Annotated in this window: 10 protein-coding genes; 5 read left to right on the top strand and 5 right to left on the bottom strand. The window is 32.0% G+C overall.

Annotated features, from left to right (window positions below):
• Positions 1 to 93 precede the first annotated feature (93 nt).
• From ACREV6_RS14150 to ACREV6_RS14135, 4 genes are all read left to right on the top strand, one after another.
• Positions 94 to 789: a response regulator transcription factor gene (locus tag ACREV6_RS14150; RefSeq protein WP_431578683.1), complete on the top strand. Its 696-nt coding sequence runs from the start codon at positions 94 to 96 to the stop codon at positions 787 to 789.
• Positions 780 to 2,030: a sensor histidine kinase gene (locus tag ACREV6_RS14145; protein WP_431578682.1), complete on the top strand. Its 1,251-nt coding sequence runs from the start codon at positions 780 to 782 to the stop codon at positions 2,028 to 2,030. Before ACREV6_RS14150 ends, ACREV6_RS14145 begins: the two co-directional genes overlap by 10 nt.
• Positions 2,031 to 2,172: 142 nt before the next feature.
• Positions 2,173 to 2,853: an ABC transporter ATP-binding protein gene (locus ACREV6_RS14140; protein ID WP_431578681.1), complete on the top strand. Its 681-nt coding sequence runs from the start codon at positions 2,173 to 2,175 to the stop codon at positions 2,851 to 2,853.
• A complete protein-coding gene (locus tag ACREV6_RS14135) occupies positions 2,846 to 5,245 on the top strand; it encodes an ABC transporter permease (protein WP_431578680.1) in 2,400 nt (799 codons plus the stop codon). The genes ACREV6_RS14140 and ACREV6_RS14135 overlap by 8 nt, the downstream gene beginning before the upstream one ends.
• 229 nt (positions 5,246 to 5,474) lie before the next feature.
• On the opposite strand, the gene ACREV6_RS14130 is transcribed toward ACREV6_RS14135, so the two are convergent.
• From ACREV6_RS14130 to ACREV6_RS14110, 5 genes are all read right to left on the bottom strand, one after another.
• Positions 5,475 to 6,179: an MIP/aquaporin family protein gene (locus tag ACREV6_RS14130; RefSeq protein ID WP_431578679.1), complete on the bottom strand. Its 705-nt coding sequence runs from the start codon at positions 6,177 to 6,179 to the stop codon at positions 5,475 to 5,477.
• Between the two features lie 80 nt (positions 6,180 to 6,259).
• Positions 6,260 to 7,753 (bottom strand): glycerol kinase GlpK, encoded by a 1,494-nt coding sequence (glpK, locus tag ACREV6_RS14125; RefSeq protein ID WP_431578678.1) that lies wholly within the window; start codon positions 7,751 to 7,753, stop codon positions 6,260 to 6,262.
• Between the two features lie 127 nt (positions 7,754 to 7,880).
• Positions 7,881 to 8,246, bottom strand: coding sequence for a DUF1667 domain-containing protein (locus tag ACREV6_RS14120; RefSeq protein ID WP_431578677.1), 366 nt, complete (start codon positions 8,244 to 8,246; stop codon positions 7,881 to 7,883).
• Between the two features lie 6 nt (positions 8,247 to 8,252).
• A complete protein-coding gene (locus ACREV6_RS14115; RefSeq protein ID WP_431578676.1) occupies positions 8,253 to 9,512 on the bottom strand; it encodes an NAD(P)/FAD-dependent oxidoreductase in 1,260 nt (419 codons plus the stop codon).
• 15 nt (positions 9,513 to 9,527) lie between these two features.
• Complete coding sequence (locus ACREV6_RS14110) at positions 9,528 to 10,967, bottom strand: NAD(P)/FAD-dependent oxidoreductase (RefSeq protein ID WP_431578704.1); 1,440 nt, start codon at positions 10,965 to 10,967, stop codon at positions 9,528 to 9,530.
• Between the two features lie 422 nt (positions 10,968 to 11,389).
• Here ACREV6_RS14110 and ACREV6_RS14105 point away from each other — a divergent pair, with 422 nt between their 5' ends.
• Positions 11,390 to 11,962: a glycerol-3-phosphate responsive antiterminator gene (locus ACREV6_RS14105; RefSeq protein ID WP_431578675.1), complete on the top strand. Its 573-nt coding sequence runs from the start codon at positions 11,390 to 11,392 to the stop codon at positions 11,960 to 11,962.
• The last annotated feature ends 134 nt before the right edge of the window (positions 11,963 to 12,096 follow it).

Here is a 12,096-nt window from a genome sequence, read left to right as displayed (position 1 = left end):
TTTAATGTTTTTAGGAATTTTATAATTGTGGTAATACAATATTTATTTTAATAAATTTAATTTAATAAAAAATAAATAGGGATGGTGAAGAAAGTGGTAAACGTCTTATTAGTTGAAGATGATGAATCATTGAATAGAGGTATTAGTTTTAAGCTAAACAGAGAAGGAATGAAGGTCTTTAATGCTAGTTGCATTAGAGAGGCAAGAGAAATTTTCAATGTGGAAAATATTGATTTTATTATACTTGATGTAGGGCTTCCAGATGGAAACGGATTTGATTTTTGTAGCGAAATCAGAAAAAAAAGTAATGCTATAGTAATATTTTTAACTGCTTGCGATGAGGAAGTGGACATAGTTACAGGGTTAGACATGGGAGCTGATGACTACATTACAAAGCCTTTTAGTTTTATGGTGCTTTTGTCTAAGATAAATGCTCTTATTAGAAGAAATTGTGGAAAAAATGGAGAGGAAAAGATTGTTTGTCAGGACATAGTTTTTTATCTTAAGGATATGAAAATTTTAAAAAATCAAGAGGAAATATTTTTAAGTAAAACACAACTGAAATTATTTAAATATTTAATTATGAATCCTAATCAAATTTTAACAAAGGAGCAGCTTCTAACTGAACTTTGGGATATTGATGGGGATTTTATAGACCCCAATACTATAGCTGTAAATATAAGAAGGCTTAGAGAAAAAATTGGTGATGATACCTCAAATACAACATATATAAAGTCAGTAAGAGGCATAGGCTATATGTGGGTAGGTGAGTGCAAAAAATGTCTGTAGATATAAAAAAAGAACCCTTATTTAAAAAGCTTACAGTAGTAGTATTAATAAGTATATTTATAATGGGTACAATATTTTTAGGTTCCCAATATTATTTTATAAATAAACTTTATAATAGACAGTTTCAGATAAATCAAACTTTGGTTGGCAGGCTTACTAGTATGCATCCAGAAAATGAAGTTGAAATTGTAAAGGCTGTTATTAATAAAAGTGATGATAAATACAATAAAAGTGGACAAGAAGTACTTGAAAAATATGGATACCATAATGATTCAAAGATATTTGATGATAAGGTAGAAAAGGAATATTTTTTTAATATAATAAGTTATGACATGATAATAATACTAGTAATTGCTATGGTTGTAGTTACTTTTTTATGGTACATAATAAAATATTTTCTTCAAAAGATAGAGAGCTTTTCTTTAGCAGTAGATGAAATTATGAAGGGAAATTATTCTTTCAACATGAAGGATTATGACCAGGGCGTTTTATCTAGGCTTAATTTTCAATTTAGGCAAATGAGTAAAAAACTTGAAAGTAATATAACTACTCTTGAGATAGAAAAAGAAAATATAAAATCCTTAGTAACAGATATATCTCATCAATTAAAAACACCCGTGGCAGCTATTAAGCTTTTCAACCAAATTTTATTAGAGGATGAAATAAGTAGTAGCGAGAGAATAGAGTTTTTAACTAGAAGTGAAAGTGATATTAATAGATTGGAATGGTTAGTGGGTTCACTCGTTAAATTATCAAGATTAGAAATAGGTATGATAAATATTAAAATGCAGAGAGAAGATATAAAAAATACTATATTAAAAGCTGCTTCTGAAGTCTATTTTAAAGCTGAGGAAAAAAATATTGAAATAATTATTAAAAATTTCAAAAACATACTTATAAATCACGATACAAATTGGACAAAGGAAGCAGTATTTAATGTTTTAGAAAATGCAGTGAAGTATACAAATAAAGGCGGAAAGATATCTGTAGATATGATTGAAATGGAAGCATTTATTAGAATAGATATTGAAGATAACGGAATTGGTATATCGGAAAATGAAATGAATGATGTTTATAAAAGATTTTACAGGGGAAAAGCAAAAGGCGTTCAACTAAAAGAAGGTAGTGGCATAGGGTTATATTTAACAAGAAAGATACTTGAAATTCAAGGTGGAAGTATAATGTTAATTTCAAGGCAAGGAGAAGGTACTGTATTTAACCTTTTCTTACAAAAGTGTTAGCCAATATGAAAGCGTATTGAAAGAAAACAATGCTATCCTTTAAATAGATGACAGAGGACAATTTATAGTTGACGGTTAAGGTGAATGAAATTTAACTTTCAATTATCTATTTTCAACTTCAAAACATAGGGGGCTAACAAGTATGGAAATTTTAAGAACAGTCAATTTAAAAAAGTATTATGGTAAAGAAGAAAATTTAGTAAAGGCACTGGATGATGTTAGTATATCCATTAAAGAGGGTGAGTTTGTAGCTATAGTTGGAACCTCAGGTTCAGGAAAAAGTACTCTGCTACATTTAATTGGTGGACTGGATATGCCTACGGTGGGCAAGGTTATTATTGATGAAACGGATATTTATTCTATGACTGATGATGAACTTGCTGTGTTTAGAAGAAGAAAGATTGGATTTGTATTTCAAGCCTTCAACTTAATTCCAGTTTTAAATGTTTGGGAAAATATAACATTTCCAATAGGGCTTGATAATAAAGCTGTAGATAAAGAGTATATAAAAGAGTTAATGGAAACTATTAATATATATGATAAAAAAGACAATCTTCCCAATGCATTATCAGGAGGCCAGCAGCAAAGGGTGGCAATCGCAAGAGCACTTGCTACAAAACCAGCAATTATACTTGCAGATGAACCAACTGGAAATTTAGATTCTAAAACAGGACAGGAAGTAATAAACTTATTAAAAATGTCTGTTAAAAAGTATAATCAAACACTAATTATGATAACTCATGATGATAAAATAGCACAAATGGCAGATAGAATTATTAGAATTGAGGATGGCAGGATAAAAGGGGGATTTGTAAATGAATAGTTTATCAAATCTTTCAAAACAGAATCTGAAAATGAATAAAAGAAAAAACCTGTTAGCTATGATTTCTATAATTTTATCCACCTGTCTTATTACTGCAATAAGCATATTAACCTACAGTATGCATGAAATGAATGTAGAAAAAGTGGTAAAACAAGTAGGATATAGTCATGCTTGGTTTAATAATCCTTCGAATAAAGATTTGGATATTTTAAAAAACCATAAAAAGGTTAAAGAAGTAGGAGAGAGCATTCCGCTAGGAACTTATCAGGATGTTAGCTTTGCACCCAATTCATTAAGCTTATCCTATAGAGATGAAATTTATGCTAAAAATAATAATACTAAAATTATAGAAGGTACTTTCCCTAAAAAAGAAAATGAAATAGCAGTACCTAAATGGATGCTAGAAAAAATGGGGTTAAAAGGTAGCCTAGGAGAAAAAATAAATATTAACTATAGCAGTAGTAATAAACGGCTAAAATCACAATATGAAGGAAAAGGAGAATTTATACTCTGTGGAATTTTAAATGATAGGGAGGAAGATAAAATTAGGAGCAATGCTGTAGCTCTTGTAGCAAAGGAATATATACTTAAGCATGTAAAGGCTGAGGACATTGATTTACAGGCAGATTTTAGTGTAACGGGGTTTAATATTAAAGATACAATATACGAAGTAACAAAGGATTTGGGTATTGATAATGAAAATATAATTGTAAATGAGGGTTATTTGCAAGCCCTGGGAGTTGAGCCTGATAATATTATGGTTTCAGCAATTATAGGTATTGTAGTAATAGCTGCCACGGTGCTGGTTATATATAATATTTTTGTTATTCATATAAGAACTAAAATAAGAGAATTTGGACTTGTAGCAGCCCTGGGCGCAACTAAAAAACAAATTAGAAAATTAGTGTTTAAAGAGGGGTTAATGCTATCAAGCTTAGGAATTCCATTAGGTATTATACTTGGACATATTTTAAGCTTTAGTGCTGGACAGTTAATTGTTATTTCAGATTCATCTATAAAAGTTGAAACCTCCATTTTTATTATATTAATAGCAGCATTTATTAGCTTAATTACAATTATAATTTCACTAAGAAAACCAAGTAAAATAGCTTCTAAAATATCTCCTATAGAAGCTATAAGATATAGTGGAGTAAAAATTAGTTCGAAGAAAAAGAAACGAAAGGGAGAAGAAATAATAAGCTTGAAAAAATTAGCATATTTAAATCTTTGGAGAAACAAAAAGAGAACAATAGTCACAATGATATCTATTGCACTAACAGGAGTTTTAGTTATATTATTTTCAAGTATGAATAGTATGGTTAATTTAGATAAACTGGCAGATTCTTATGTATCAGGGGATGTTGAACTTACTAGTAATAATGTTTTAGGCAATTACGGCGATGCTGGAAATGACCCAATAGATAAAAAAATGTTAAATGATATTAAAAAGATAGATGGAGTGGAAAAGGTTAGTATTTTTAAGTATAATTCACCAAAATATTTAGATGGAGAATTGTGCAATTTATATGGATATGATGAAAATTTACTTCAGAAATGCAAGAACTATATGGTTGATGGTAAATTATCAATAAGCGATATGAAAAATAAAAACATAGTATTAGTAAAAAAGAATTTAGAGGATACTAATTACAAATATAATAATTTGAAAGTTGGAGATAAAGTAAAAGTTGTGGTTCACAATAAAGCATCAGATTCAAATATTGAAAAAGAGTTTATAATAGGTGGGTCATTTAGAGAATTTCCCGAAGAATTATCCATTAGGTCTAGGGGACCAAATCTTATAGTCCATGAAGCAACTTTTGATAAAAACATGACTGATAAGCGCATAGCAAGAATATCAATAAATATTAATAAAGGCAAATATGAAATTGTGGAAAAAGCTATAAAAAAACTTTCATCTAAAAAGGAGCGAATATCTTTTTTATCTAAAAAAGAGTTTAAAGAAAAACTTGAAAAGGAAATGCTAGGAATGAAAACTGTTGGCATGAGCTTAGTTGGTATTATTGGCTTAATTGGGGTTATTAATTTATTTAATACGATGGTTACAAGTATAATGTCTAGAAAAAAAGAATTGGGAATGATGCAAGCGGTGGGGCTTACAAACACTCAGTTGCGAGCTATGCTTCAAATTGAAGGTATGTATTATTCTATTATAAGTTTAATAATATCTATTGCTGGAGGAGTATCACTAGGGTATTTATTTTACTTGGCTAATAAAGATGGAAATGAACATATTGCGTACAGCCTACCTATTATACCCATACTTGCAGTATCAACAGGTTTTATAGTAATTCAGTATATTATAACTTATATTGTAGAGAGAAAACTTCACGAGGAAACTGTAATTGAAAGAGTAAGGTGTAATGAATGATTAATTAATTTAAACGATTCATATCTATGTGTATAATCATGATGTTTCAGGAAAAGTTAAAGTTGGTTATGAAAGCCAACCTTGGGGTTTTAAAATTTAAAAAGATTGGTAGGAGATTATTATGAAAAAAGTATTTGCAAATATTAAAGCTGAAGCCTCCAATCTGATGGAGACTTCAGCTTTTGTTAAATGATATTTTTCTTATTACAATAAAATTTATAGTCTGAATTTAACCAAATAGAGCAACTACTGATAGAGCACCTAGGATGCCACCGCAAATCGGAGCTACTACTGGTATCCAAGCATATCCCCAATCAGAATCGCCTTTACCAGCTATTGGTAATATAGCATGAGCTATTCTTGGTCCTAAATCTCTGGCAGGATTAATAGCATATCCAGTTGTGCCGCCTAGAGATAAACCTATTACTAAAATAATAAATGCAGCAATAAGTGGACCAAATCCAGGAGCTGATTTTGTTTGAGCAACTCCAAGTAATGTAAATACTAATACAAATGTGCCAATAAATTCTGATATAAAGTTTGATGGTGTATGTCTAATTGCTGGTGCTGTACAGAATACAGCAAGTTTTCCTGCTTTGTCATCTGTAACTGCCCAATGAGGGTAATACATTATCCAAACAAGAACTCCGCCGACTATAGCTCCAAGCATCTCAGCTATGATATAACCAGGTACCACTGACCAGGATAAATTACCAATTACAGCTAGGGCTAAAGTAAGAGCAGGATTAAAAGATGCTCCGCTTACTGTAAATATGTAAGCTGGAATACCCACTGCAAATGCCCAACCAAAACAAATAACTATCCATCCAGAGTTATTTCCTTTTGTCTTATTGAGAACTACATTTGCAACTACGCCATCACCAAGAAGAATAAGTAACATTGTTCCAAAAAACTCTGCTAAATATATTAACATAGTATTATACCCCCTATATAATTTATTTAATTCAGAACTAAAATATATACTGCATTTTAGTTCTGATATTTACACTTTCTTTATTTTTCTTCCCAATCCCTTGATCTTCCAACAGCTTTATGCCAACCTTTTAAAAGTTCTGTTCTTTTTTCTTCTCCCATTTTTGATTCAAAGGATTTAGAAAGTGCCCAATTTTTTGCAATCTCTTCTTGATCTTTCCAATATCCAACTGCAAGTCCTGCTAAATAGGCAGCGCCTAATGCTGTTGTTTCAATAACTTCTGGTCTGTCAACTTGGACATCTAATATATCTGATTGGAACTGCATTAAGAAATTATTAGCACAGGCACCACCATCAACTTTTAAAGCCTTAAGTGTAATACCTGAATCTTCTTGCATAGCTTTTAATACATCATTTGTTTGATAAGCTAAGGATTCAAGAGCGGCTCTTATAAAGTGTTCTTTCTTAGTTCCACGAGTTAAACCAACTATTGTTCCTCTTGCATATGGATCCCAATAAGGTGCACCAAGTCCAACAAAGGCTGGTACCATATATACACCATCAGTATCTTCAACAGCAGTAGCATATTCTTCTGATTCAGGTGCAGACTTAATCATTCGAAGTTCATCTCTTAACCATTGAATAGTTGCTCCTGCAACAAATACACTTCCTTCAAGAGCGTAGTTAACTTTGCCATTAATACCATAGGCTATAGTTGTAAGCAAACCGTTGTGAGAATCAACTGCTTTTTCACCAGTGTTCATTAATAAGAAACAACCAGTACCATAAGTGTTTTTAGCTGTTCCTGCTTGATAACAGGTTTGTCCAAATAAGGCTGCTTGTTGATCTCCTGCGGCTCCTGCTATTGCTATAGGAGAACCAAATATTGAATTATCAGTATATCCATAAACACAACTTGATGGTTTTACCTCTGCAAGCATTGATTTAGGTATATTTAAAGTGCTAAGTAGTTCATCGTCCCATGTAAGTTCATGAATGTTATATAGCATCGTTCTAGAAGCATTTGTATAATCTGTTACATGAACCTCTCCTCTAGTTAATTTCCAAATTAACCAAGTATCTATAGTACCAAATATTAAATTTCCTTTTTCAGCTTCGTCTCTAGCACCAGCTACATTATCAAGTATCCATTTTACTTTTGTTCCAGAAAAATAAGCGTCAAGTATAAGTCCAGTTTTGTCTCTTACCACTTTATCAAAACCAGTAGCTTTTAATTCATCACAAATACCAGCTGTTCTTCTGCACTGCCAAACTATTGCATTGTATACAGGAACGCCAGTGTGTTTATTCCAAACAACTGTAGTTTCTCTTTGGTTTGTGATACCAATAGATGCGATATCTTCTGCCGACACATTGATTTTAGCCATAGCTTCTTGTGCTACACCTAATTGAGTAGCCCAAATTTCCATAGGATCATGCTCAACCCAACCTGCACTCGGAAATATCTGTGTAAATTCCTTTTGTGCTACACTTGCAATTAGTCCTTCTTTGTTAAACAAAATGCATCTTGAACTTGTTGTCCCTTGGTCTAGTGCCATTACATATTTAGCCATAAATTTTTACACTCCTTCTTGATTTTATTAGAAAACGTTTACTTGAAGCTTATAGAAACACGGTATTAAATTAGTTAATACCGCGAATTTACCAATAATTAATATGCCACTTGCCACGTGGGTGGCACTATGCCTCTTCGATATCTTTAGTTGCTATAATATTTATTCCAGTGTTAAGTACATTTTTCAGTACCACATCACCTATATGGATGGGAGCTTTTACTACAACATTTTTTAATGCTCCTACACAGTCATAAATCAAATTCTTTGGAATATCCTTCTCAGTCTTTACAGGAAGTATCGCACTTTTTCCGTTTGTTACTAAAACAGATGAGGTAACAACTCTTGTTGGATTTGTACATTCCTTCTTACCATAGTTTTCACCGATTTTACAGGTATTGCCGGATACACTTATAACTTCATTGCCAGAAAGCTCTACTGTAAGAGCGCAACCTACTGGACAGCCTATGCAAGTCAATTCTCTAGTACTCATAATATACTACTCCTTTTCTACTTTTATAGTAATTTTCGTACATTCACTATATTTATCAAAAACTGCTTTAGTTAATTTAACACTTTCCATTTCACCAGGAGTCAAAATTTTCTTTTTTAAATGCATTTCACGAGCATCGTCAAAGTATACAGATATATATGCATTTTTATATACCTCACCCACTCTAAATCTAACATCTATTCCATCACCGATATTTTCAGCATTGATAGTTGTAGGTACTGTATACCTAACACCACCTGTTGCAAAAATTGGAGTGCCAACTCCTGCGTGGTGAATTCCATTTATATAATCTGCAGCATTTTTACCAGCAGTGTAGCTTTCAGTGGTTACATTGTCTACCAAATCGTGGACATGAAGCACATTACCACAGGTAAATATACCAGAAATACTTGTCTGCATACTTTCATCAACCTCAGGTCCTCCAGTAACTCTAGAAAGTTTAACATTTGCTTTTCTAGAAAGTTCATTTTCTGGTAGAAGTCCAACAGATAAAAGTAATGTATCGCAAGGAATATATTCCTCAGTGCCAGCAATTATCTTTCTCTTATCATCAACTGCGGCTATTGTAACTCCAGAAAGCCTATCTCCACCATGTATATTTATTATAGTGTGGCTTAATTTTAGTGGAATATCAAAATCGTCTAAGCACTGTACAATATTTCGCTTAAGTCCACTTGAATGGGGCATGAGTTCTATACAAGCTTTTACTTTTGCTCCCTCTAAGGTCATTCTTCTTGCCATTATAAGTCCGATATCTCCGGAACCAAGGATTACTACTTCTTTGCCTGGCATTAAGCCTTCTACATTAACATATTTTTGAGCTGTTCCTGCTGTATAAATACCTGAACATCTTGATCCTGGTATATTAAGTGCTCCTCTTGGTCTTTCACGACAGCCCATTGCAAGTATAATTGCTTTTGCCTTAATTTCAAGAATACCATCCTGCGTATTTACTGCAGTAACTTGTTTATCATCATTTACATCTAAAACCATGGTATCTAGCTTATACTCAATTCCAAGATTAACAACCTTGTCAATAAATCGTTTTGAATATTCAGGGCCAGTTAATTCTTCTTTAAAGGTATGAAGACCGAAACCATTATGAATACATTGATTGAGAATACCACCTAATTGGTCATCTCTTTCTATAATTAAAATGCTATTTATGCCTTGATCCTTTGCAGAAACTGCAGCTGCCAGGCCTGCTGGACCGCCACCAATTATGACTAAATCATATTCTTGCATATTTATTCCTCCAATTTATAGTAAGTCTTTATTTTTGCCAGTTAGTAAAATAGAATTCCCACCGAATTTTGTAACTTGAGAGCGAGGTATATTAAGTTCTTTTGATAGTATGTCTACAACTCTTGTAGCACAAAAGCCTGATTGGCATCTCCCCATTCCAGCTCTTGTACGTCTTTTAACGCCATCAAGTGTTGTTGCTCCAAGGGGTCTTCTTATTGAATCTATAATTTCGCCTTCGGTTACAGTTTCACACCTACAAATAATTTTCCCGTATTCAGGTATTTCTTTAATTATTTCTTTTCGCTCTTCATTTGACATTTCTCTAAATTTTCTTATACCTTTTCTTATAGGATTAAATCCTACATTTTTTTCAGGTGCTAATTTTTCTATTACTATATCAGCTACCATTACAGCAATGCTTGGAGCACTAGTTAAACCTGGAGAATCAATTGATGCTACATTGATAAAGTTTTTAGCATCCTTGGCCTCTCCAATTATAAAATCATTTCCACTATTTTTTGCTCTGTTACCTGCAAAAGAAGTTATTACCATATTCATAGGAAGTGGCTCTTGAATGCTAAGCCCTGCATTCAATAAGATATCATCAATACCTTCCTTAGTTGTGCAAAGATTATCTTTGCTTTCTACATCTACAGCATCAGGTCCAACTAGAAGATTACCATCTACAGTAGGTGTAACTAAAACACCTTTTCCAAGTTTGGTTGGAAGTTGAAAAATAGTTTTTGTAACTAAATCTCCTACAGCTTTATCAAATAAAACGTATTCTCCTCGTTTTGGAAGTATTTTAAACTTGTGATCGCTTACCATATTATTAATTTCATCTGAGAACAAACCAGCTGCGTTTATGATTACCTTTGTTTCAATGTCACCTTTATTAGTTTTTATAACATAATTATTTGATTTTTTTTCTATGGAAGTGGCTTCAGTTTCAAATTTAAATTGTACGCCATTGGTGTATGCGTTTTCGGCCATAGCAATAGTCATTTCATATGGACAAACTATTCCACCAGTTGGAGCATATAGTGCAGCAACACATTTTTTAGTTATATTAGGTTCCATTTCGCGAACCTGATCTCCACTCAGAATAACTAAACCAGGTACTCCGTTTTTTTGTCCTTGATGAAGTAAATCTTCTAGATCTCCTAGGTGCTGCTTGTCAAAACATAAAACCAATGATCCATTTCTCTTAAATGGAAAATCTAATTCCTTGGCAAGATCGGTATACATTGCATTACCTAGGGCGTTTAATTTCCCCTTCAGAGTACTTGGATCCGCATCATGACCTGCATGAACAATAGCACTATTTGCCTTTGACGTTCCAGAACCCACATCACTAGATTTATCAAGTACACATGTTTTTAAATTATATTTAGATAGCTCTCTCGCTACTCCGCATCCCACAATACCAGCACCAATAATAGTTACATCAAACATCATATTACCTCCTAAACGCAAACAAAAAGAGAACCTTGAAAAATAGGTATAAAATACCTATAGATCAAGGCTCTCTTCTCTTCGCCTCTACTTTATTTAACTTAATACTAACATAATAATTAAACAATTGCAAGAGCAAATAATTATAAAACCAAATAATGTATATATAAATATAATCACCATAAATTTTTCAATTAGAATGTTAGTATTAAAATGTAAAGATTATTTTTGTATATTTGGTATAAAAGTATAACAAATAAATAAGCTTGAAAGAAAAATAACAGTGTGATAAAATTAATTTTATTAATATAAAGTTGAAAATAAGGGAACTATAATTTAAGGTAGCATAGTCTTGATATTTTTTGCTTTATTATATTAGCTTATATTATGGGGACTAAAATAAATTTTTGGGGGATATATTATTGGAAAACCTAGATCAATTACTAATAGAAAATCCGGTTATTGCAGCAATAAGAAATGAAGAAGATTTAGAAAAAGTAATTCATAGTGGTGTTCTTATTGTGTTTGTATTGTATGGAAGCATAATAAATCTAAAGAAAATATGTGAGAAGCTTAAAGAGGCAGGCAAAGTAGTATTTGTTCATGTGGATTTAATAGAAGGATTAAAGGGAGACTATACTGGACTATTATTTATAAAGCAATGTGGTCAGCCCTACGGTATTATAACTACAAAGGCAACAAATATAAAAAACGGGAAAAAGTTAAATTTTTGTGTTATACAGAGAATATTTGTAGTGGATTCACTTTCTCTTAAAACAGGAATACATAATATACAATCTGTACTTCCAGACGCTGTAGAAGTTATGCCAGGAGTTGCAAGCAAGATTATTAAAAGTATGGAAAATCAAGTTCGGGTACCAATTATAGCAGGGGGCTTAATTCAAACTAAAAAGGATATAATGGAATCAATTAGTGCAGGAGCCATGGCAATTTCAACAACAAAACAAGAATTATGGACTTTATCGGAGGAATGAAGGGAATACGGATTTCAAGTATAATTAATTTGAAATTATTGTTCCTTATTTTTTAGAAGTTTATAAACTTTTTTGCACAATATCATAGGGAAAAATAAAAGATCTCTTTACCTTAAGTAAGCTTAAGGTAAAGA

The organism is Clostridium sp. (assembly GCF_050717515.1).
Lineage (GTDB): Bacteria > Bacillota > Clostridia > Clostridiales > Clostridiaceae > Clostridium_AD.
Note: the sequence above shows the minus strand (reverse complement) of the source record. Positions and strands in the feature narration are given on the sequence as shown.